The following is a 21,033-nucleotide window of genomic DNA, read 5'->3' as shown; positions in this document are numbered from 1 at the left end:
TCTTTCGCCCCATTTCCATCATTCAGGAGACAAAACCATGCCGCACAGCCCCTCTTCCCGACACCCGAACCGCCGCCTGGCGATGGCAGCATGCGCGCTGACGGCCATGACGCTGGCCGCCGGCAGTGCTGCGGCCCAGCCCGGCGAATGGCCTGCCAAGTCGATCCGCATGGTCGTGCCCTTCACGCCTGGCGGCGGCACCGACACGGTGACGCGCCAGATCAGCGAACGCATGGCGACCGCGAATCGCTGGGTCATCGTGGTGGACAACAAGCCCGGCGCGGGCGGCAATATCGGCCTCGATGCCGTCGCCAAGGCGCCGGCCGACGGCTATACCTTCGGCATGGGGCAGACCGCCAATCTGGCCATCAATCCCTCGCTGCTGCCCAGCATGCCGTTCAACGCCAAGACCGATCTGCTTCCCGTGGCGCTGGTGGCCTCGCAGCCTGTGGTGCTGGTCGTGCCCACCGATTCGCCCTGGAAATCACTGCAGGATCTGATCGCCGCGGCCAAGGCCCAGCCTGGAGCCATCAAGCAAGGCCTGGCGTCCACGGGCACCGTCGGCCATCTGGCGGGGGAAATGCTTTCCTACAAGGCCAAGATCGATGTGCTCAACGTACCCTACAAAGGCGCCGCGCCGGCCGTGACCGACCTGCTGGGCAAGCAGACCCACTATATGTTCGGCACGCCTCAGGCGGTCTACCCCATGATCAAGGGCCAGCGCCTGCGCGCACTGGCCGTGACCTCGGCCAAGCGTCTTGCCATCCTGCCCCAGGTCCCCACCGTGGCCGAGTCCGGCTTTCCGGGCTTTGAAGCCGTGGACTGGAAGCTGATCGTGGCCCCCAGAAACACGCCCGCCGCGCTGGCGCAGAAGATCAACGCCGCAGTGAACACCGGCCTGCAGGACCCTGCCGTGCTCAAGCAGCTGCAGTCCGAAGGCAGCACACCCATGGGCGGCAGCCTTCAGGATGCCCAGGCCTATCTGCAAAAGGAGCAGGCCAGCTGGGCCGCGCTGATCCGCGATGCGAAGATCACGCTGGAATAGTCATCAAAAGCAGGAGCAGCTTGCGCAATAACCACCTATGTCTCAAATAGGTTCATGCCTATACAAAACTCAGGTCAAGCGCAAGCAGCTACTATTTTTGCTTCATGCAGCGCAGCCCCTGAATGAACAGCACGGCCAGGCTCGCGCCCGCGGCATTGGCCAGCGCATCCAGCCACTCGGCTGACCGCGTGGTGGAGAAGCCGGCCTGCAGCAGCTCGATCACGCCGCCGTAGCCGGCACAGACCAGCACCACGGCCAGTGCTTGCCCGGCGGTCCAGCGCAAGCCCGTAGCATGCGCACGGGCCAGCCCCGCGCAGCAGAGCAAACCCGCCAGCACCGTATGCAGGCCGGCATGCACCAGCTTGTCCGTGTGCGCGAAGCCACTCAGAAACGGGAACAGCCTGAGAATCAGCCCACCGCTGCTGCCTGTCTCATTGAGACAGCCCCAGAGCATGAACAAGGCCCAGCCCAGGCTGGCTGCCGCCAACAGCTTCCACAGAGGCACGGCGCCAGCCGGTTGCAGGAATGAATGCATGGCAGGGATATGAAAAAGCCCGAAGTGCAGGCACTCCGGGCTGATGTGCAAAAAGGCCGGGATCGCCCCGACCTTGCAAAAGCCAAGGCTTATGCGGCCTTCCTTGCCGTTTTGGCCGCAGCCTTCACCGCAGGCTTTGCGACGGACTTGGCTGCCGGCTTTGTTGCCGGCTTTTTGGCGGGTGTCTTGGCAACTGTCGTGGCTCCGGGCGCCGCAGCCGTCTTCTTGGCAGCCGTCTTCTTGGCAGCCGTCTTCTTGGCAACCGTCTTCTCGGCAGCGGGCTTCTTCACCGCAGCAGTCTTCTTCGCTGCCACAGGCTTGGCGCTTTCCTCGGCCACGCAGTCCGCGTAGTAGCGGATTTCGCCGTTTTCGTCTTCCAGCTCGACCAGACCGTGGATATCGGTCTCGAAGCCCGGGCACTCCTTGGCGAATTCGCGCGCGAACACCAGGTAGTCCACGATCTTCTTGTTGAAGACTTCACCGGGGATCAGCAGCGGAATTCCGGGCGGGTAAGGCGTGACCAGACCCACGGTGGTGCGGCCGACCAGATGGTCGATTTCCACGCGCTCGGTCTTGCGCTGCGCGATATGCGCGTAGGCATCCGAGGGCTTCATCGTGGGCTTGAGATCCGACAGATACATCTCGGTCGTCAGGCGTGCGATGTCGTACTTGGCATACAGCTCGTGCACATGCTGGCACAGATCACGCAGGCCCATGCGCTCGTAGCGGCGGTGCTGCTGGCAGAACTCGGGCAGGATGCGCGCCAGCGGCTGATTGCGGTCGTAGTCGTCCTTGAACTGCTGCAGCGCAGTCAGCATGGTGTTCCAGCGGCCCTTGGTAATGCCGATGGTGAACATGATGAAGAAGGAATACAGGCCGGTCTTCTCGACCACCACGCCATGCTCGGCCAGGTACTTGGTGACGATGGACGCGGGAATGCCGGTGTCGGCAAAATCACCGTCCAGGTCCAGGCCGGGCGTGACGATCGTGGACTTGATCGGGTCCAGCATGTTGAAGCCGTCGGCCAGATCGCCAAAGCCGTGCCAGTTGTCGAACTCCTTGCCGTTCTTCTTGGAGCGGGTCTTGGTCGATGCGTCCGTGCCGCGGATGATCCAGTCCTGGGCCGTGCCCACGCCTTCCTCGGCCAGAGCTTCAGGCCCCCAGACCTCGAACCACCAGTCGTCGTCGCCGAACTCGTCCTCCACCTTGCGCATGGCACGGCGGAAGTCCAGCGCCTCGACAATCGACTCTTCCACCAGCGCCGTGCCGCCGGGCGGCTCCATCATGGCGGCAGCCACGTCGCAGCTGGCGATGATGCTGTACTGGGGGCTGGTCGAGGTGTGCATCAGATACGCCTCGTTGAACAGAGGGTGATCCAGCTTCTCGGTCTGGCTGTCCTGCACCAGCACATGCGAGGCCTGGCTGATGCCAGCGAGCAGCTTGTGGATGGACTGGGTGGCATAGACCACCGAGTGCATCGGGCGCTTGCGCTTCTTGCCCATGGCGTGATAGCTGCCATAGAAGGGATGGAAGGCAGCGTGGGGCAGCCAGGCCTCATCGAAGTGCAGATTGGCCACATAGCCGTCCAGCATGCCCTTGATGGTCTCGGTGTTGTAGAGCACGCCGTCGTAGGTGGACTGCGTCAGCGTCAGCACGCGGGGCTTGACGGCCTTGGCATCCACGCCCTTGAGCAGCGGGTTGGCGGCAATCTTGGCCTGGATGGACTCGACCGAGAACTCGCTCTGCGGGATGGGACCGATGATGCCGAAATGATTGCGCGTGGGCTTGAGGAACACCGGAATCGCACCCGTCATGATGATGGAGTGCAGGATGGACTTGTGGCAGTTGCGATCCACCACCACCACATCGCCAGGTGCCACGGTGTGGTGCCAGACGATCTTGTTGGAGGTCGATGTGCCATTGGTCACAAAGTAGCAGTGATCGGCATTGAAGATGCGTGCCGCATTGCGCTCGGACTCGCCGATGGCGCCGTTGTGGTCCAGCAGCTGGCCCAGTTCCTCCACGGCATTGCAGACGTCGGCGCGCAGCATGTTCTCACCGTAGAACTGGTGATACATCTGGCCCACGGGGCTCTTCAGAAAGGCCACGCCACCCGAGTGACCGGGGCAGTGCCAGCTGTAGGAGCCGTCTTCGGCGTAGTCCAGCAGCGCCTTGAAGAACGGGGGCTGCACGCTCTCCAGATAGCTCTTGGCTTCGCGGATGATGTGCTTGGCCACGAACTCGGGCGTGTCCTCGAACATGTGAATGAAGCCATGCAGCTCACGCAGAATGTCGTTGGGCAGGTGACGGCTGGTCTTGGTCTCGCCGTAGATATAGATGGGCACCTCCTCATTCTTGCGGCGCACTTCACCGATGAAGTCGCGCAGGCTGTGAATGATGGGGTCCTTGTCGCCGCCGAGCTGGAATTCCTCGTCGTCGATCGACAAGATAAAGGCACTGGCCCGGCTTTGCTGCTGGGCGAACTGCGACAGATCGCCATAGCTGGTCACGCCCAGGACTTCAAAGCCCTCTTCTTCAATGGCTTGAGCCAGGGCGCGGATGCCCAGTCCCGAGGTGTTCTCGGAACGATAGTCCTCGTCGATGATGACGATGGGAAAGCGAAACTTCATGAACAGCCTCCGTACCAATCAGGCCTAAAAAACGAAACAGCCGCGAAGTGTAAGGAATATCCTTATTGCGGCTTTGAAACAGGCTGTTTTTAACCCAGAATGTGGTGCACTAAATACAGGCCTTAACAGGAGCTCAGGTATGGATCACTCCACCGCGTGGTGGTTGCTTGTCGGTTTGCTGGTCATTGCGGAGCTGTTGACCGGCACTTTCTATCTCCTCATGCTGGCTCTGGGTGCCATTGCCGGAGCGCTTTGCGCTCATTTCGGCCTGGGCACCAGCAGCCAGATCGTCGCTGCCGCCCTGCTGGGCTCCGGTGCCGTCCTCGTCTGCTATCTGCTGCGCAAGCGCAGCCCGCGCAGACAGCCCGCGTCCAGCAATCGCGATGTCAACCTGGATGTGGGCGAAACCGTGGTCATCGAACAGTGGAACACCGACGGCACGGCCCAGGTCCGCTATCGCGGCGCCACCTGGACTGTCATGGGACGCCAGGGCGCGCTGCCCATTCCGGGCCCGCATCGCGTGGCCGAAGTCATTGGCAACCGCCTGCTGGTTGACAAGATCTGATCATCGACCGGCCCCGGCATGGTTATGCTGAACGCTGGAACGCTTCGCTCTCTTTCTTCACACCAACGCCCCACAAGGGCTGGAGACAATATGGATTACGCAGTCCCTCTCGCCATCGCCATCATTGCCGTCATCTTCATCGTCCGCTCGATCAAGGTGGTTCCCCAGCAGCATGCATGGGTCAAGGAGCGTCTGGGCAAATACGCAGGCACGCTCACACCTGGCCTGAACTTTCTGATCCCGTTCGTGGATCGCATCGCCTACAAGCACAGCCTCAAGGAAATTCCCCTGGACGTGCCCAGCCAAGTCTGCATCACGCGCGACAACACGCAGCTGACCGTGGACGGCATTCTCTACTTCCAGGTCACCGACCCCATGCGCGCCAGCTATGGTTCGTCCAACTACATCATGGCCGTCACCCAGCTCGCCCAGACCTCGCTGCGCAGCGTGATCGGCAAGCTGGAGCTGGACAAGACCTTTGAAGAGCGCGACATGATCAACGCCCAGGTCGTCAATGCCATCGACGAGGCCGCGCTGAACTGGGGCGTGAAGGTGCTGCGCTACGAAATCAAGGATCTGACGCCACCCGCTGAAATTCTGCGCGCCATGCAGGCCCAGATCACGGCAGAACGCGAAAAGCGCGCCTTGATTGCAGCTTCCGAAGGCCGACGCCAGGAACAGATCAACATCGCCACCGGCGAGCGCGAGGCCTTCATCGCCCGCTCCGAAGGCGAGAAGCAAGCCGCCATCAACAAGGCGCAAGGTGAAGCTGCCGCCATCACCACCGTGGCCGAAGCCACCGGACAGGCGCTGGAGCGTGTGGCCACGGCCATCCGCCAGCCCGGCGGCGAGCAGGCCGTTCAGCTCAAGGTGGCTGAGAGCGCCGTGGAGGCTTACAGCAAGGTGGCAGCGGACTCCAACACCACCCTGGTCATTCCTGCGAACATGACTGAAGTCTCCGGCCTGATTGCCTCTGCCATGAAGATGGTTCAGGTGGGCAAGAGCGCCTGAGCCTGCTCGCTGCAGGCTGCATGCAGAAAAGAACTTTCTGCACTTTCATTTTGAGGTCGAAATTTCTGGTTAGAATAGCGGCTTCATCACACGGAGCGGTGGATGAGTGGTTTAAGTCGCACGCCTGGAAAGCGTGTGTGGGTTAATAGCCCACCGCGGGTTCGAATCCCGCCTGCTCCGCCAGATTTTAAAATCAAGTCGACCACACTTGGTTTTTTACTTCAGCAATGAAGTATTTTTGGGATCGCTGTGGAGCGGTGGATGAGTGGTTTAAGTCGCACGCCTGGAAAGCGTGTGTGGGTTAATAGCCCACCGCGGGTTCGAATCCCGCCTGCTCCGCCAAATGACAAAAGGCCTTGAAGAAATTCAAGGCCTTTTTTCTTTTTGCCGCCTTCAACCGTGAATGCGATTTGAATTCACTGTACGGCAATAGCCTCTTGCATATCCTGCCCGGCACCGGCCGATGCCAGGGGCCCGAATCGTAAAAGTCGAGCCCGGCCATTTTCGGGCCGGCCTGAAAAAACGCAGCGCACGATCTGCCTGCCAGCAATGCCCCGAGCACCGGACTGCGTCCCGGGCTCTCGCGCCCGCATTGGCGGGCTTTCACGGGCCAGGGCATCTGCAGGCCGGACCCAGGGTTCGCCTTGAACCAGGCGCTCAGAACCTGCCGCGCAGCGTCAGCATCACATTGCGCGGCTCGCCATAGTAGTTGGAGCCATAAGCCGCCCAGACACGCTGGTAATACACCTTGTCAAAGACATTGTTGACGGTCAGCGTTGCATCCAGATTTTTGTTGAAGCGATAGCCGATCTGCAGTGCTGCCGTAGTCACCGGACCCTGAGAGAACTTCACCTCACCATTGAGGCGGTACATCCGGCTGGCGCTGCGCAGACCACCACCCACACTGAAGCCTTCCAGAGGCCCCGAACCAAACTGGTATCGTGTCCACAGGTTGAAGCTGTGGCGCGGAGCGATGAAGGTATAGAGCTGGGCCTTCTCGTCCGGTGTTCCTTCCAGCGTTTTGGTCTGTGTGTACGCGTATCCGACAGCGAGATTCCAGCCCGGAGCTATGCGACCGTTGATTTCCGCCTCCACACCCTGACTGCGCATCTTGCCAGCGGCAAGGGAGAACAGCGGATTGGCCGGATCGGTCATTGCACGATTGCTGTCCTCCATGCGGAAAACAGCCGCACGGGCATTGAGCTGTTTGTTCAGCCATTCACCCTTCAGGCCTGCCTCGTACTGCTGGCCCACGCGTGGACGCAATGTCATGCCCTCAGCGTCGCTGGCGGTCTGCGGCGCGAAAATGCGGGTGTAGCTGGCATAGGCAGACAACTGCTCGCTCAGGTCGAACACGACTCCCGCATAGGGAGTGAACTTGCCGCTGATGCGCGTATCGGTTTCGGAGAACTGGTTGAAATAGGCGTTGCGATTGACGGCATGGTTGTCCCACCAGGTCATGCGCCCTCCCATGCTGAGCAACACGCCGCTGGCCGGGCGCAGATTGACCCGCCCATACAGCCCGTACTGCTCGGTTCGGTTGTCGTTGCCGTTGGAGAAGCTGTAATTCGCAGGCTTGGGAACGTTGTTGTCGGGATCGAAGATATTGATGGGAGCACCGTCTCCGCCGCCGTATTTGAAGCTCTTGTGCACCTTGCGATAGTCCGCTCCCAGCGTCAGCTCATTATTGGATGAGCCCAGCGCGGCAAACGGCGTGGTGATGAAGCCGTCAAGGCCATGCGTCTTCCAGTGGCTGCGGTAAGCCCAGCTGATGAGGCAGCTGTCGCCGGTAGCAGGGTCGGCCGCGCAGTCCGACCAGCCGAACAGGCGAGAGGGTTCATCCTGCTCCCGGTAGGTCGCATTGAGCTTGATCTGCCCGCCATTGTCCAGGCGATGCTGAAATTCTGCGAAGTACTCGGTGTTGCGTTCGGTGATGTGGTTCCAGATGGGATCCAGATAGCTGGAGCGCGGAATATCCAGCAGGCGGCCATCCGGATAGGCAGGCAGGCCGAAGGCGGGACGCCCCTTGTATTGCTGATGGCTGGCTCCGGCGGTAAGCGTGCTCGAGGGAGTGAGGTCGGCTTCCAGCACGCCATAGATCAACGGCTTCCTGGAGTACACATGATCCACAAAAGAGCCGTGATCCTGATAGGCGGTGACAAGACGCCCGCGTATGCGTCCATCACTGCTCAGAGGCCCGCTCATGTCCGCCTCCGCGTAATAGCGATTCCAAGAGCCGGCCGATAGTTGCGTGCTGAACTCCCGCTGCGCCTTGGGGCGCTTGCGCACAAGATTGATGGAGCCGCCAGGGTCGCCGGCCCCCTGGAACAGTCCTGCAGGGCCGCGCAGAACCTCAATACGGTCATACATGGCCATGCCGAATCCGCTGGAAAGATCATTGCCGGTGCTCGCAGGAGTGTTGACACCGTCGATCTGCACGGTATCTACCGCGTAGCCGCGCAGGTAGAAATTGCCATGATTGCCCCCTGTGCTGCCTGGCTCCACAGTGACGCCAGGCACTGTGCGCATGGCGTCATCGAGACTCTGGATATTCTGGTCCTCCAGCATTTGACGCGTCACCACCGATACTGACTGCGGAATTTCTCGCAGACTCTGTGCACTCTTGCCGATCGTGACGAGCTGTGCAGCATAGGAACCCGTGCCTTCCGAGAAGGTCGATGCTTCGGCCGCAGCAGTCACCAGCACTTCCGCCAGACTGGGGGCTGCACCCGCCGCCACAGGGGCCTGAGTGCTTTTGCGCAGAATGAAAATACCGGGCTGGGTTTGCGCGACCTCAAGCCCGGTACCACGCAGCAGCTGCGCAAAGCCCTCAGCGACGGCAAATCTGCCATTCAAACCAGCCGTCTGGAGCTCCCCGGTCAGCGCAGAGTCCGCGGATAGCGTCACTCCCGACTCCCCTGCAAAGCGCGCCAGCGCCTGGCTCAATAGTCCCCTGGGGAGGCTGTACTCTCTCGCTTGCGGGCTGCTGGCGGAGCCCTGACTCGACTGGGCTTGGACGCTGCCGGCACCTGCCATCCCGAGCAGCAGGATCAGCGCAGCTTGAACTGCGTTCTGTTTGAGGCCCAGGCTCCCGACGGACACAGAGGAGGATGGGGGCACTGAAATTTGCCCGGAAATATGCTGCGCCAAGACCATGGAGTAACCCTTTTTGAAAAAGCCGATAAATGTGTTGCCTTTCTTGTATGACCGGCGTCCTGGCAAAAAGGGGACATGGAAGGTGAAGAAATCGAGCGTTTCAGCGCGACACGATAGTCACCCAGTAACGCGAGCGCTGCAAGATTCTGATGGGCAGGGAGGCAGCCAGCGCCGCCAGGGCCTGATCCGTATCGCGCAGTTGAAAGGCTCCGCTCACAGGCAGCGCAGCAACAGCCGGATCGCATCGCACGATGCCCGGGCGATAGCGCGAAAGCTCGGCAGCAAAAATCCCCAGCGGTGTCTTTTCCGCATAGAGCACCCCGTGAGTCCAGCCATCGGAGGCCAGGCCGGCTGCTTCGGGTACGCCGACATTCCCCGCGCTCATCTGTGCCTGCTTTCCCGCATCGATGCGCACGCTTGTGTCGTCGTTGACGGGACTCAACTCCACCGCTCCTTGTTGAACCGCAATGAGACAGCTGTGTTCCGTTCGCGCAAAGGGCGGAGCGATGCGCACGGTAAAACGCGTCCCCAATGCCCGGACCGTTCCTTGCGCCGTCTGAACCAGAAAAGGCCGCAGCGCGGCATCGGCGGCGGTCTGCACCCAGATGGCGCCCGTGCGCAGGATCAGGCGACGCTCCGATGATGTGAACGCCATGTCGACGGCGCTGCCGGTATCCAGCTGGATTCTGCTGCCGTCGGCCAGCGTCGATTCACGGCTCTCGCCCGTGTCGGTACGCATGTCCGCCGACCATTCATGCCAGGGCGCAAGACGCCAGACCCCATAGCCGAGCGGCCCCGCCACAATCGCTGTCGCCAGCAGCCGCGCGACGGCACGCCGCTGCGAGCGATTCGCCTCGCGCAGCGCCGCAGCGCTCAGGCCGCCCAGCGTATTGCCTGCTTCGGCACTGTTGCCGGCCCGGGTTGCATTCAGTTTGCCAAGAACCAGTTCAGCGCGTTGCCAGGCCATTTCATGACTCGGATCCGAGTTGCGCCAGCGCATGAGTTCGGCATGCACTGTCATGTCGGCATCGCCGGCATGCAGCCGCACAAGCCACTGTGCAGCCTGCCGTGCTGCGCTCGGATCGATATCCAGAGCCGAAGGAGGTACAACGACCATGACTCAAATCACCAGCAAAATGCACTGCTCGAATGCCTGGGCCATATAGCGCTTGACGGTGCGAGACGTGACTCCCAAGCGCTCTGCCACCTGTGCATAGCTCAGACCATCGAGTTGGGATAGTAGAAACGCCTCGCGCACCTTGGGTGGCAAGCCGTTGAGCATGGCATCGACCTGATGCAATGACTCCAGCACCAGCAACTGCTGCTCGGGCGAAGGCGCCAGAGGCTCCGGCAACTGGGCCATCGCGTCCAGCCATGCCTTCTCCAGCGACAGCCGCTGCACATGATTGATGAGCAGATTGCGCGCCACCGTGGTCAGATAGGCACGCGGTTCGCGCAACACCAGCGCGCGCTGCTCCGCCTGGGCAGCCAGCACTCTCACAAAGGTATCTTGCGCAAGATCCGCGGCATGATCAGCTCCGCCGAGCTTGCGCCTCAGCCAGCCCAAAAGCCAGGGGTGATGCTCTCCATAAATCTTGGCCACGTCGGTCAAGGAGCGGAATGGGTATGACAAGATACGATGCGTTACTCATTTATGATAATGAGAATTATTATCGATTAAAGTCAAAATTGAAATAGATGTGGTTTTTTGGGAACTTTGGCTCGGCCTGTGCTTCGCCTGCCGACCATCCCCTCCTCGCCAACAAACTCACCGGCATCCGGCGAATCACATGGCTTTCGACGACCGGTTCAGTTCCTTGATTTCAGAGGTCAAGCAAGGCTCGGCCCATCTGTGCAATCTGGCTGAGTTTCATGAGCGTTGGGGCGGCCTTCATAGGCCACACCAACGCTCTTCTCATGCTGCGGACGGGTTGGGCGCACTCAACCCTGGGCACCAGGACTGGCCTGCCAGCCGCCACCCAAGGCCTTGAACAGCGTGGCCAGGGCCATCTGCCGCTGCGCGCTGACCTCGATCAGTGCCATCTGCTGCGCGTAGTCCGTGCGCTGCGCATCCAGATAGCGCAGATGACTGTCCACCCCCGCGCGATAACGCAGCTCGGCAAGCTTGAGCGTATTCGCGCTGGTCTGCACCAGGCGCTGGCGGGCAAGCTCCTCGCGCCTCAGCGTCTCCACGGAGGCCAGTGCATCGCTGACTTCACGAAACGCCGTCTGAATGCTGCGCTCGTAGCTAGCTATCGCCATGTCCTTGCGCAGCTGCGCGATCTCCAGATTGGCGCGATTGCGGCCGCCATCGAAAATCGGCAAGCTGAGCTGCGGCATGAAGGACCAGGAGCGCTGACCGCCGGCAAACAAATCGCCAAGCTCGGCACTGGCCGAGCCGTAGGAGCCCGTGAGCGAAATGCGTGGAAAGAATGCAGCCCGCGCAGCGCCAATGCTTGCATTGCGCGCGCGCAGCTGATATTCGGCGGAGCGGATATCGGGGCGCAGCACCAGCAGATCTGAGGGCAGACCCGGGCCTATCTCCTGCACCAGGGGCGTGGCGCTCAGATCTGCTGCCGGCTGGACCCTGCCATCACCCACCAGCCAGTCCAGAGCATTGCCGGCCTGGCGCAGCTCGCGCTCGAAGCGCTCGACTTCGGCGCGCGCCTGCTCGAGCTGGCCTTGAGCCTCCTGCTCGTCAAGGCGGCTGGCCATGCCGGTCTTGCGACGCTCGCTCATCAGCTGCAATTCTTTCTCGCGCGCCTGCAGGGTGCGCAGCGCCAGGGCCTGGCGCTGCCGCGCGCTGTCCTGCGCCAGCGAGGCCTGGATCACTTCGGCAACCAGACTGATCTGCACGCTGCGCGCGGCCTCTTCGGTGGCCAGGTATTCCATCAGCGCAGCCTCGGACAGCGAGCTCACGCGGCCGAAGAGATCAAGCTCGAAAGCCATCAGCCCGGCGCCTGCCTGATAGTTGCTCTGCACCCTGGCCGCTCCTGTGCCGCTCAGGTCGGCAGGCAGGCGCTGGCGGTTACCACTGGCTTGCGCTTCCAGACCGGGCAGTTGGTCCGCACGCTGCACGCGATAGGCCGCTCGTGCTGTCTGCACATTGAGCAGCGTCTGGCGCAGATCGCGGTTGTTGGCCAGCGCCGTTTCGATACGCGAGCGCAGGCGCTCATCGATCACGAAATCCTTCCAGTGCAAGCTCTGCATCGATGCAGCCGAGGCCGATGATGCCGCGCTCCAGTTGCCGGGAATGGGCGCAGCAGGTCTTTCATAGGTCGGTGCAAAAGAGCAGCCGGCAAGCATCGCGGCAATCAGCGTCAGCGTCGCGGTACGCATGGTGTTTCGCCCGTTCATACGGGTTCTCCTTCGGAGTCTGTGTTTTTTTCCTCCGGCACTGCGGGGCGCTTGCGCCGCAGCGAGAGCACGAAGACAAAGAAGATGGGCACGAACAGCACGCCCAGCAATGTGGCGCTGAGCATGCCGCCGATCACGCCTACACCGATGGCGGCCTGGCTGGAGGCCCCCGCCCCGGTGGCCAGCGCCAGCGGCACCACCCCGAGGATGAAGGCCAGCGAAGTCATCACGATGGGGCGGAAGCGCAAACGGGCTGCCTGCAATGCAGCTTCCGCCAGCGAATGGCCGCGCTCGTGCAGGTCCTTGGCGAACTCCACGATCAGGATGGCGTTCTTGGCCGCCAGGCCGATGATGGTGATCAGGCCGACCTTGAAGTACACGTCGTTCGAGAGACCCAGCGCCGAGGTGGCCAGCACCGAGCCCAGCGCCCCTATGGGCACGATCAGCATCACGGCTGCGGGAATGCTCCAGCTTTCGTACAGGGCCACGAGCAGCAGGAACACCACCACGATGGCCAGTGCGAACAGCTTGGGAGCCTGTGCGCCAGCAGCCTTTTCCTGATAGGACAGCGCCGTCCACTCGTAACCTATGCCGCGCGGCATCTCGCCCAGAATGCGTTCGAGCTCGGCCATGGCCTCACCCGTGGTGTGGCCGGGCTTGGCATCGCCCGCGATACGGAAGGCCGGATAGCCGTTGTAGCGCGAGATCTGCACCGGCCCCTGCTCCCACTCCACGCTGGCAAACGAGGCCAGCGGCACCTGCTCGCCCTGGGCATTGGGCACATACAGCCGCAGCAGGGCCTCGGGCGTCATGCGCGCTGCCGTGTCGGCCTGCACCACCACGCGCTGCAGGCGCCCCGCATTCGGAAACTCGTTGATCACGGCCGAGCCATAGGCCGTGGACAGCACGGCACTGATGCTCGCGAAGCTCACGCCCTGGGCCTGGGCCTTGCGCCGGTCTATGTCCAGGCGCAGCTGCGGCGCGTCTTCGAGGTTTTCCATCATCGCGTAGGCGATCACCGGCGAGGCATTGGCCTTCTTCAGCAGTTCGTCGCGCGCGGCAACCAAGGCCTCACGGCCCAGACTGGCGCGATCCTGCAGACGCAGCGCAAAGCCACCGGAATTGCCCAGGCCGTCGATGGGTGGCGGGTCCACCGCCATGGCAGCACCGTCGGACAGACGGCCGAAGCGCTGGTTGAAGGCCTGGACCTCGTCCCACGACGCCTGGCCCTTGCCGCGCAAGGACCAATCCTTGAGCGTGACGAAGGCCATGGCCGCGTTCTGCCCCATGCCCGAGAAGCTGTAGCCCATCAGGAACTCGGCCTGGGCCGTCGCGGGGCGGCTTTGCACATAGGCTTCCATGTCACGCACCACGGCCTCGGTACGTGCTTCGGTTGCACCAGGAGGCAGTTGCACGCTGACGATGTAGTAGCCCATGTCTTCATAAGGCACAAAGGACTCGGGCATGCGCGTATAGGCAAAGCCCAGCCCGCCCACGATGGCCGCATAGATCAGCATATAGCGGCCTGTGCGCCTGACCAGACGCTGGTTGAGCAGCGAAAAGCGCTCGGTCAGCTTGGCAAAGTGGCGGTTGAACCAGCCGAAGAGGCCTTTTTTCTCCTTGTGGTGATCCTCGGCAACAGGCTTGAGCAGCGTGGCGCACAGCGCCGGCGTGAAAGTCAGCGCCAGCAGGCCCGAAAACAGGATGGAGACCGCCAGCGACAGCGAGAACTGGCGGTAGATCACGCCCACCGAGCCGCTCATGAAGGCCAGAGGCAGGAACACGGCCACCAGCACCAGCGTGATGCCGACGATGGCCCCCGAGACCTGCTGCATGGCCTTCACCGTGGCGGCCAGCGGCGAAAGCCCCTCCTCGGCCATGAGACGCTCCACGTTCTCCACCACCACGATGGCATCGTCGACCAGAATGCCGATGGCCAGCACCATGCCGAACATGGTCATCATATTGACCGAGAAGCCCAGCGCATACATCACCGCCAGGGTACCGGCCAGACACACCGGGACCACGATGGTGGGAATCAGCGTATAGCGCAGGTTCTGCAGAAACAGCCACATCACCAGGAACACCAGCACCACGGCCTCGACCAGGGTCTGGATCACCTTGCCGATAGCGACTTCGACAAAGCGCGAGGTGTCGTAGGGCACTGCGTACTGAATATCGTCGGGGAAGTTCTGCGACAGCTCGGCTAGCCTCGCCTTGACCGCCTTGGCGGTCTGCATAGCATTGGCACCAGGTGCCAGTTGCACGGCGGCCGCCACTCCTTTGTGGCCGTCCTCGCGCGAGGCAAAGCTGTAGTCGAGCTGGCCGACTTCGAGACGCGCCACATCGGCCAGGTGCACGGCCGAGCCATCGGCCCTGGCCTGCAACACGATCTGACCGAACTCCTCGGGCGAACTCAGCGTTCCCTTGACGGCAATCGTGGCGCTGAGTTCCTGCTCTGACGATCCGGGCTGGCTGCCGAAGCTGCCCGCCGGCACCTGGGCATTCTGCGCGGCAATGGCCGCATTCACGTCGGCCACCGACAGGCCGTAGCCCAGCAGCTTCTGCGGATCGACCCAGACCCGCATGGCGACATCGGCGCCGAAGTACTGCACCTTGCCCACACCGGGTACGCGCCGGATCTCGTTGTTGATGTTGCGCACCGCATAGTCGGAGAGGCGGACCTCGTTCTTGCCGCTGTCGTCACCCTTGTAGGTCAGCGAATAGATCAGCAGGAAGTTGGCGCTGGCCTGCTCTACCTGCAGACCCATCTGCATCACCGATGCGGGCAGTCTGGCCTCGGCCTTCTTGATGCGGTTCTGCACCTCGACCTGGGCCAGTGCGGGATCGGTGCCCGGCGCGAAGGTGGCCGTGATCTCGGCCAGGCCCGTGGCACCGCTGGAAGAGTCGAAGTACAACAGCCCCTTGGTGCCGTTGAGCTCCTCCTCGATGACGCTGGTCACCGACTCCATCACCGTGGTGGCCGATGCCCCCGGATAGGTTGCAGAGATGGAGATCTGCGGCGGAGCCACGTTGGGAAACTGCGCCACGGGCAAGGCCGGGATCGCCAGCAGGCCGGCCAGCAGAATGAAGATCGCGACCACCCAGGCCAGCTTGGGGCGATCAATAAAAAACCGGGACATTGTCTATCCTTGAATAAGGCTTGTCTTCTTGGCATTCAGCGCTTGCAGGACCAGCGCATAGTGCTCATTTCTTTTCCGTGACTTCCGCATCTTTGACAGCGTCAGCGAGATTTGCAGCGGCAGCTCTGATCTGCACCTTGGTGCCGGGCACGGCTGCCGCAAGGCCTCCGACCAACACCCTGGCGTTTTCCTTGAGACCCTCGGTGATATGCCAGTCGGAGCCGTACATGGCACCGGTGCTCACCTTCTGGGATTGCACAATGTCGTTCTCGTCGAGCACCAGCACATGGGCCAGTCCGTCGGCGCCGCGCTGCACCGCGCGCTGAGGCACGAGAATGGCCGCAGGATCCTCGCCCAGGCCCATGGTCACGCGCACATACATGCCGGGCAGCAGCAAGCCATCCTTGTTGGGGAATTCACCGCGCAGTGCAAGCTGGCCGGTGCCGCGATCCACCGTCACATCCGAAAACAGCATGCGTCCCTGGCGCTTATCGTCCAGGCCGTCCGCCACCAGCGTCACTGGAGCACTCTTCTGCGACTGCTCTCCCTGCTGCTGTGAACGCAAGCGCGTGGCCAGCGCTGCGGTCTGGCGGAAATCGGCATAAATGGGGTCAAGCTGCTGTATCACTGCCATCGGTGTGGCCTCCCCCTGGCCGACCAGGGCACCTTCCGTCACCAAGGCACGGCCGATGCGGCCCGCAATCGGGGCCCTCACCGTCGCATAGTCCAGGTTCAGGCGTGCCGCCTCGACTTCGGCCTGGGCCGATTGGCGCATGGCCAAGGCGCTGTGCAGCGCGGCCTTGGCGCTGTCGAAATCCTGGCGACTCACAGCTTCCTGTTCCACCAGCGGCTCGTAACGACGCACCACGGACTGAGCATCGGAGTGCGCGGCCTCGGCTCGCGCCAATTCGCCCCGGGCCCGCGACAGCGCCGCGCGCAGCGGTGCCGGGTCGATATTGAACAGCACCTCTCCAGCCTTCACATCGGCACCCTCTTTGAAGTTGCGGCTCAGCACGATACCTGGCACCCGCGCACGCACCTCCGCCACACGTACGGGCTCGATGCGCCCGGGCAGCTCAGCGCTGAGGCTCAGCGCCCTGGGCTTGACGGTCACCACATCCACCAGCGGCAATTCCTGAGGCGGTCCGCCCGCTTCCGACTTGATGCAGCCGGCCAACATCATTGCGGCTGCCAATGCGGCCAGGGCCGACCAGGCACGCACATTCTGGCTTTTCTTCTTCATGGCTTTTGAGTCTTGTCAAATCTTGAAAGAAGCGCATGATGCATGAAAATATTTTTTGAATCAAATTTGATTCATTAAGGCCTATATTGATTCATGGCATTTTGATACCAAGTAAAGTTGCTATCCCAAGCTTTTAGGCCCGCCGCTTGAATCAAAATAGGTTCATCCGTATCCGCCCCAACCGGAGCCACGAATGACGACCGCCCCCCACGACAACACAGCAATCCTCCCCCCACTGGCCCTGGCCCTGGCCCTGGTCAACCACCCGCGCGCCACCTTGCAGGAGCTGGCCAAGGCCATAGGCATCAGCAAGGCCACGCTCTATCGCTTCTGCCCCACGCGCGATCTGCTGATCAAGCGCCTGCTGGAGCAAAGCCTGCGCACGCTGGACGATGCGCTGGACGAAGCCCGCATCGAGGAAGGCCCGGTGCTCGAGGCCCTCAAGCGCCTCAATGCCAAGCATCTTGAACACCGCGAATTCACGCTGTTCCTGACCTATTACTGGAATGAAGTCGAAAAACCCATGGAGGAAAATGCGATCTGGGAACCCAAGGTCGACGCTTTTTTCCTGCGCGGCCAACAGGAAGGCGTGTTCCGCATCGATTTCAGCGCCGCAACGCTGACCGAGCTGTGGCTGGGAACCGTGATCGCGCTCATCGATGGAGAGCGCCGCGGTCGCATCCCACGCGCCCCGCTGGCACAACTTGCCGAGCAGGCATTTTTGCAGGGAGTCATGCGCCAGGATGGGACGGCGACAGCCTGACAGAATCGACCCCGACTGCAGCCTTACCGGCCATGCCGGCCTCCAGCTGCACCATGGTCATGCCGTTCCCCTACAACGCGAGTTCGCGTACCTTCACACTCGCTTTCACAACCAGAGAGTAGCCTTGTCATGATCAGTCACCTCGACCACCTGGTTCTCACCACGGCCAACGAAGCCCACTGCATACGCTTTTACACCGAAGTCCTGGGCATGCGGCTGGAATCCTTCATCGGCGGCACCCCGCCCGTGGAGCGCAAGGCCTTTGTGTTCGGCCGGCAGAAGATCAATCTGCATGTGAAAGGGCGCGAGTTCGAGCCCAAGGCCCACACGCCTGTGCCCGGTGCCCTTGATCTGTGCTTTCTGGCCTCGGTGCCGCTGGACGAGGTTATCGCGCGTCTGCAGCAGTTGTCGGTTCCCATCGCCGAAGGCCCTGTGATGCGCACCGGTGCCACATCGAAAATCCGCTCCATCTATGTGCGTGACCCCGACCTGAACCTCATCGAGATCTCGGAGCCAGCCTAGCCGCCCTCGCGCTGGCAAGCCGGGGCCTCTAAAAACAGCCCCGCTTGTCTGCTCAGAGCTGTGCCAAAGCCTTTTTTGCCGGTGCATGGCCTTGCTCTGCGGCGCGCTGCAACCACTCACGAGCCTGCTTGGCATTCTTCTTCACACCCAGACCGTCCCGGTACAAAGTTCCCAGCGCGTACTGGGCCGGGGCATCCTGCTGCTCGGCGGCAAGCCGATACCACTTCAGCGCCTGAGCCAGGCTCTTGCCCACACCCTCGCCGTTTTCGTACAAGGTGCCCAGGTTGTACTGGGCCTTGGCATAGCCTTGATTGGCTGCCATGGTGAACCACTTGGCGGCCTCCGTGTAGTTGGGTTGCGCAAAGCCCTTGCCCAGATATTGAAAGACACCGACGTTGTACTGGGCCAGAACATTGCCCTTGAGAGCCGAGTTCAGGTTCTCCATGTATTCCATGGACTGCGCAAACTCTGCGGACTTTGGCGACGAAGCGGAGAGCTGCTCCAGCCGCTGCGCCGCCGCTGCATGCTGGTACTTCAGCGCCTGGGTGTAATAGGCAATCGCTTCTTTTTCGTTGCGATACTCGCCCTCTCCCTGCTCGAACAGACGGCCCAGTTCATAGTAAGCCTCGCCCGAGCCGCGGATGGCGACAGCGTGCAGCAGCAGCACGGCCCGCTTGTAGTCGGGGGCCACACCCTGGCCTTCGAAGCAAATCTTTCCCAGCAGCAATTGGGCTTTCTGCACGCCTTTGTCTGCCAGCGGGGTCAGCCATTTCGCAGCTTCCGCATGGTTCTTCTCTACGCCTTCGCCAAGGTAGTACATCTCGGCCACCGTGAACTGCGCGAGCACATCGGCTTGCTGGGCCGCCATCAGATACCAGCGAAACGAGGCCTGCAAATCCTGGGCAAGCAACTCGCCTTTGCGGTAGACAAAGCCCAGGCTATTTTGTGCCGTTGCAGAGCCTTGTTGCGCGGCGCGCTCCAGCCATGCGACACCTGTTGCGGCGTCCTTTTCAACTGCTTCGCCTTTTAGATAAATAGTTCCCAGCAGGTTCTGCGCATCGAGATTTCCGGCGTTTGCAGCCTGATGAATGTGTGTCAGCCCTGCCTCAGGATCTTTTTTCACACCCTCGGCACCCAGCACATAGACCAGACCCAGCAGATACTGGGACGGCGCATGATTGTGCTCTGCGGCCAGATGCAGCCAGCGCAAGGCATCGTCGGCATTCTTTTCCACGCCCTTGCCGTAAAGATGGGCTTTTCCCAACTCGTACTGTGCCGCGACATCTCCTGTCTTCGCGGCATTGACCATTTCGCTGGGCTGAGCCTGCGCACAACCCCAAACTGACAGCCAAGCCGACAGAACCAAAGCACCAGACCATCGCGCAAGCATTGCTTCCCCTGTTCACAGAAAAAATGGGAGTATATAGAAGCAATACCTTGTCCATAAAGCGTTGGCAGCTATCAAAACCATACTGACCCGCCTCAGCACGGAAATGACTGCCGACGGGGCTCTCCCTAGACTGTAGTCACAGAGCCGCTATACGCCCGCGAAGTCTCTCTTGTCTCGGGACAGCATTGCTGCTCGAGGCTCTCCCAGGCCAGGCAACACAGAGATCTGCCCGGTCAAACTCCGCCGGGGTGCAATTTGCGTCGCATGTTCGCGATATTGCAAACAGTGCGGGATACCCGGCCCGGACCTTGCGCCTTTGCAGGCAAGCATCTCTGCGGATCAGCCAGCCATGGGCGTACAAAGCTCCACCACGCAGCCGTCGGGGCAACGCAGATAAGACACCATCTGCCCCCAGGGCTTGGCCGTCGGAGCGGCCATCTCGATGGCGCCGGCGCTCAGCGCGCTCCGATGAGCCTGCTCGACATCCTCCGTGACCAGCGCGATTTCAAATCCCAATGGCTTGGCAGAGCTGTGCGCTTCGACATGGCCTCCAGGAAAATTCAACGCGCCCAGCTCATGGGCGGCAAATGCCAGCGTGGTCTGCCCTGTCTCGAGCTCGCCATAGGTTCCGGATTCATGCAGAAAACGCTGTTGTATGCCGAATGCCCGGCTAAAGAATTCCAGCGATGCCGAGACATCCGGGACGTAGATGATTGTGTAACCCAATTTCATGAAGGCATCCTCTCAAAACCCAACCGAACTTGAACGACCGCATCTTTACCGCTCAAGACCATTGCCTGCATCATCCTACTCAGCAAAACGGCAAAGGCCTTGAAACGCTTCAAGGCCTTCCGGGGAACGGTCAGATTCAAGCTTTCATCTATAGCCCCATGCCCAGAATCGAGTTATCGGCATGCAGCTCGCTCCCGCTCATGACGCTGGACTCGTCGCTGGCCAGGAACAGCACCAGTTGCGCGATGCGCTCGGGCATATAGGCGCGGCCGGCGCGGTTGAGTTTGGGGTCATGCAAGATCATTTCCTTGCTCACGCCCTTTGGCAGCGAAGCCTGCATCATGGGCGTATAAATGCCATCGGGATGAATGGAGTTGACGCGAATCGCATAGCCTTGCTTGCGACAGTTCAGCGCAGCGGCGCGCGTCAGCGCGGACACTGCAGCCTTGCTGGCGCTGTAGCCGGCATATTGCTCCACGGGCAGCCAGCTGGATACCGAAGCCATATTGATGATGGAGCCACCGGCCTGCTTCATCGCCGCAATGCCCTGCTGGCAACCGATGAAGACCGACTCGGTGTTGATCTTGAGCAGGCGGCTGAAATCCTCCAGACGCCCTGTTTCCATATCACCAGGCAGCAGGATGCCGGCATTGTTGACCAGCACATCGAGCCGGCCAAGACGTTGCTGCACCGCCGCCATCACAAGCGTCCAGTCCGTCTCGCTGCTCACGTCATGGCGGACGAACATGGAGCCTTCGCCCAATTCAGCCGCCAGTTGCTGCCCCGCCGTTTCATTGATATCGCTGAATGCGACCTTGGCGCCTTCACCAAGAAGCAACTTGACCACCTCCAGACCCACACCACTGGCACCACCAGTGACCAGCGCCACCTTGCCCTGCAAACGATTTGTCATCTACGTCTCCTCTTGTTTTTCCAAGCCC

At 61.6% G+C, this 21,033-nt stretch carries 17 protein-coding genes and 2 tRNA genes; 7 read left to right on the top strand and 12 right to left on the bottom strand.

Annotated elements, in window-relative coordinates:
• Window positions 1–82 precede the first annotated feature (82 nt).
• On the top strand, window positions 83–1,045 hold the full coding sequence (locus EIC84_RS01565; protein WP_100086387.1) for a tripartite tricarboxylate transporter substrate binding protein: 963 nt from the start codon (window positions 83–85) through the stop codon (window positions 1,043–1,045).
• Between the two features lie 91 nt (window positions 1,046–1,136).
• On the opposite strand, the gene EIC84_RS01560 is transcribed toward EIC84_RS01565, so the two are convergent.
• Together EIC84_RS01560 and EIC84_RS01555 are read right to left on the bottom strand one after the other, a co-directional pair.
• On the bottom strand, window positions 1,137–1,580 hold the full coding sequence (locus tag EIC84_RS01560; protein WP_034361583.1) for a VanZ family protein: 444 nt from the start codon (window positions 1,578–1,580) through the stop codon (window positions 1,137–1,139).
• Window positions 1,581–1,669: 89 nt separating this feature from the next.
• Window positions 1,670–4,210: an arginine/lysine/ornithine decarboxylase gene (locus tag EIC84_RS01555; protein WP_003063187.1), complete on the bottom strand. Its 2,541-nt coding sequence runs from the start codon at window positions 4,208–4,210 to the stop codon at window positions 1,670–1,672.
• A 139-nt stretch (window positions 4,211–4,349) separates the two neighbouring features.
• Here EIC84_RS01555 and EIC84_RS01550 point away from each other — a divergent pair, with 139 nt between their 5' ends.
• The 4 genes from EIC84_RS01550 to EIC84_RS01535 all read left to right on the top strand — a co-directional run bounded on the left by EIC84_RS01550 (window position 4,350) and on the right by EIC84_RS01535 (window position 6,128).
• The gene (locus tag EIC84_RS01550) at window positions 4,350–4,775 is read left to right on the top strand and encodes an NfeD family protein (RefSeq protein ID WP_003063189.1); all 426 of its coding nucleotides are present in this window, start codon (window positions 4,350–4,352) and stop codon (window positions 4,773–4,775) included.
• A 90-nt stretch (window positions 4,776–4,865) separates the two neighbouring features.
• Window positions 4,866–5,786, top strand: a complete 921-nt coding sequence (locus EIC84_RS01545; RefSeq protein WP_003063190.1) for an SPFH domain-containing protein — start codon at window positions 4,866–4,868, stop codon at window positions 5,784–5,786.
• A 92-nt stretch (window positions 5,787–5,878) separates the two neighbouring features.
• Window positions 5,879–5,969 (top strand) — tRNA-Ser (locus EIC84_RS01540).
• A gap of 68 nt (window positions 5,970–6,037) precedes the next feature.
• Window positions 6,038–6,128 (top strand) — tRNA-Ser (locus EIC84_RS01535).
• On the opposite strand, the gene EIC84_RS01530 is transcribed toward EIC84_RS01535, so the two are convergent.
• The 7 genes from EIC84_RS01530 to EIC84_RS01500 form a co-directional block, all read right to left on the bottom strand.
• The gene (locus tag EIC84_RS01530) at window positions 6,088–6,393 is read right to left on the bottom strand and encodes a hypothetical protein (RefSeq protein ID WP_131361307.1); all 306 of its coding nucleotides are present in this window, start codon (window positions 6,391–6,393) and stop codon (window positions 6,088–6,090) included. The genes EIC84_RS01535 and EIC84_RS01530 overlap by 41 nt on opposite strands.
• A 50-nt stretch (window positions 6,394–6,443) precedes the next feature.
• Window positions 6,444–8,693 (bottom strand): TonB-dependent siderophore receptor, encoded by a 2,250-nt coding sequence (locus tag EIC84_RS01525; protein WP_237704413.1) that lies wholly within the window; start codon window positions 8,691–8,693, stop codon window positions 6,444–6,446.
• Window positions 8,694–9,042: 349 nt separating this feature from the next.
• Window positions 9,043–10,059, bottom strand: coding sequence for a FecR domain-containing protein (locus tag EIC84_RS01520; protein ID WP_003063195.1), 1,017 nt, complete (start codon window positions 10,057–10,059; stop codon window positions 9,043–9,045).
• A 3-nt stretch (window positions 10,060–10,062) separates the two neighbouring features.
• Window positions 10,063–10,554 (bottom strand): sigma-70 family RNA polymerase sigma factor, encoded by a 492-nt coding sequence (locus EIC84_RS01515; RefSeq protein ID WP_012837896.1) that lies wholly within the window; start codon window positions 10,552–10,554, stop codon window positions 10,063–10,065.
• Between the two features lie 329 nt (window positions 10,555–10,883).
• Complete coding sequence (locus EIC84_RS01510) at window positions 10,884–12,299, bottom strand: efflux transporter outer membrane subunit (RefSeq protein WP_003063198.1); 1,416 nt, start codon at window positions 12,297–12,299, stop codon at window positions 10,884–10,886.
• On the bottom strand, window positions 12,296–15,442 hold the full coding sequence (locus tag EIC84_RS01505; protein WP_003063200.1) for an efflux RND transporter permease subunit: 3,147 nt from the start codon (window positions 15,440–15,442) through the stop codon (window positions 12,296–12,298). The genes EIC84_RS01510 and EIC84_RS01505 overlap by 4 nt, the downstream gene beginning before the upstream one ends.
• Window positions 15,443–15,506: 64 nt before the next feature.
• Window positions 15,507–16,685 carry an efflux RND transporter periplasmic adaptor subunit gene (locus EIC84_RS01500; RefSeq protein WP_003063202.1) on the bottom strand — a complete coding sequence of 393 codons (1,179 nt, stop codon included), beginning with the start codon at window positions 16,683–16,685 and terminating at the stop codon, window positions 15,507–15,509.
• A gap of 193 nt (window positions 16,686–16,878) precedes the next feature.
• Here EIC84_RS01500 and EIC84_RS01495 point away from each other — a divergent pair, with 193 nt between their 5' ends.
• Both EIC84_RS01495 and EIC84_RS01490 read left to right on the top strand, forming a co-directional pair.
• The gene (locus EIC84_RS01495) at window positions 16,879–17,448 is read left to right on the top strand and encodes a TetR/AcrR family transcriptional regulator (RefSeq protein WP_134737290.1); all 570 of its coding nucleotides are present in this window, start codon (window positions 16,879–16,881) and stop codon (window positions 17,446–17,448) included.
• 129 nt (window positions 17,449–17,577) lie between these two features.
• Window positions 17,578–17,970, top strand: a complete 393-nt coding sequence (locus EIC84_RS01490; RefSeq protein WP_003063205.1) for a VOC family protein — start codon at window positions 17,578–17,580, stop codon at window positions 17,968–17,970.
• A 52-nt stretch (window positions 17,971–18,022) separates the two neighbouring features.
• Here the strand turns inward: EIC84_RS01490 and EIC84_RS01485 are convergent, their stop codons facing one another.
• The 3 genes from EIC84_RS01485 to EIC84_RS01475 form a co-directional block, all read right to left on the bottom strand.
• Complete coding sequence (locus EIC84_RS01485) at window positions 18,023–19,279, bottom strand: tetratricopeptide repeat protein (RefSeq protein WP_003063207.1); 1,257 nt, start codon at window positions 19,277–19,279, stop codon at window positions 18,023–18,025.
• 420 nt (window positions 19,280–19,699) lie between these two features.
• Window positions 19,700–20,092, bottom strand: a complete 393-nt coding sequence (locus EIC84_RS01480) for a VOC family protein (protein WP_003063209.1) — start codon at window positions 20,090–20,092, stop codon at window positions 19,700–19,702.
• 148 nt (window positions 20,093–20,240) lie between these two features.
• Window positions 20,241–21,005 (bottom strand): SDR family oxidoreductase, encoded by a 765-nt coding sequence (locus EIC84_RS01475; RefSeq protein ID WP_003063214.1) that lies wholly within the window; start codon window positions 21,003–21,005, stop codon window positions 20,241–20,243.
• Window positions 21,006–21,033 lie beyond the last annotated feature (28 nt).

The organism is Comamonas sp. A23, assembly GCF_004522605.1.
GTDB classification, from domain to species: domain Bacteria; phylum Pseudomonadota; class Gammaproteobacteria; order Burkholderiales; family Burkholderiaceae_C; genus Comamonas; species Comamonas thiooxydans.
This window is presented reverse-complemented; position numbering and strand designations above follow the sequence as displayed.

What these genes read in the sequence shown, in the direction of transcription:
- EIC84_RS01520 (WP_003063195.1), bottom strand. Translation starts at nt 10,059, where the DNA reads ATGGTCGTTGTACCTCCTTCGGCTCTGGATATCGATCCGAGCGCAGCA.
- EIC84_RS01475 (WP_003063214.1), bottom strand. Translation starts at nt 21,005, where the DNA reads ATGACAAATCGTTTGCAGGGCAAGGTGGCGCTGGTCACTGGTGGTGCC.
- EIC84_RS01500 (WP_003063202.1), bottom strand. Translation starts at nt 16,685, where the DNA reads ATGAAGAAGAAAAGCCAGAATGTGCGTGCCTGGTCGGCCCTGGCCGCA.
- EIC84_RS01505 (WP_003063200.1), bottom strand. Translation starts at nt 15,442, where the DNA reads ATGTCCCGGTTTTTTATTGATCGCCCCAAGCTGGCCTGGGTGGTCGCG.
- EIC84_RS01510 (WP_003063198.1), bottom strand. Translation starts at nt 12,299, where the DNA reads ATGAACGGGCGAAACACCATGCGTACCGCGACGCTGACGCTGATTGCC.
- EIC84_RS01560 (WP_034361583.1), bottom strand. Translation starts at nt 1,580, where the DNA reads ATGCATTCATTCCTGCAACCGGCTGGCGCCGTGCCTCTGTGGAAGCTG.
- EIC84_RS01480 (WP_003063209.1), bottom strand. Translation starts at nt 20,092, where the DNA reads ATGAAATTGGGTTACACAATCATCTACGTCCCGGATGTCTCGGCATCG.
- EIC84_RS01495 (WP_134737290.1), top strand. Translation starts at nt 16,879, where the DNA reads ATGACGACCGCCCCCCACGACAACACAGCAATCCTCCCCCCACTGGCC.
- EIC84_RS01490 (WP_003063205.1), top strand. Translation starts at nt 17,578, where the DNA reads ATGATCAGTCACCTCGACCACCTGGTTCTCACCACGGCCAACGAAGCC.
- EIC84_RS01565 (WP_100086387.1), top strand. Translation starts at nt 83, where the DNA reads ATGGCAGCATGCGCGCTGACGGCCATGACGCTGGCCGCCGGCAGTGCT.
- EIC84_RS01485 (WP_003063207.1), bottom strand. Translation starts at nt 19,279, where the DNA reads ATGGTCAATGCCGCGAAGACAGGAGATGTCGCGGCACAGTACGAGTTG.
- EIC84_RS01545 (WP_003063190.1), top strand. Translation starts at nt 4,866, where the DNA reads ATGGATTACGCAGTCCCTCTCGCCATCGCCATCATTGCCGTCATCTTC.
- EIC84_RS01550 (WP_003063189.1), top strand. Translation starts at nt 4,350, where the DNA reads ATGGATCACTCCACCGCGTGGTGGTTGCTTGTCGGTTTGCTGGTCATT.
- EIC84_RS01555 (WP_003063187.1), bottom strand. Translation starts at nt 4,210, where the DNA reads ATGAAGTTTCGCTTTCCCATCGTCATCATCGACGAGGACTATCGTTCC.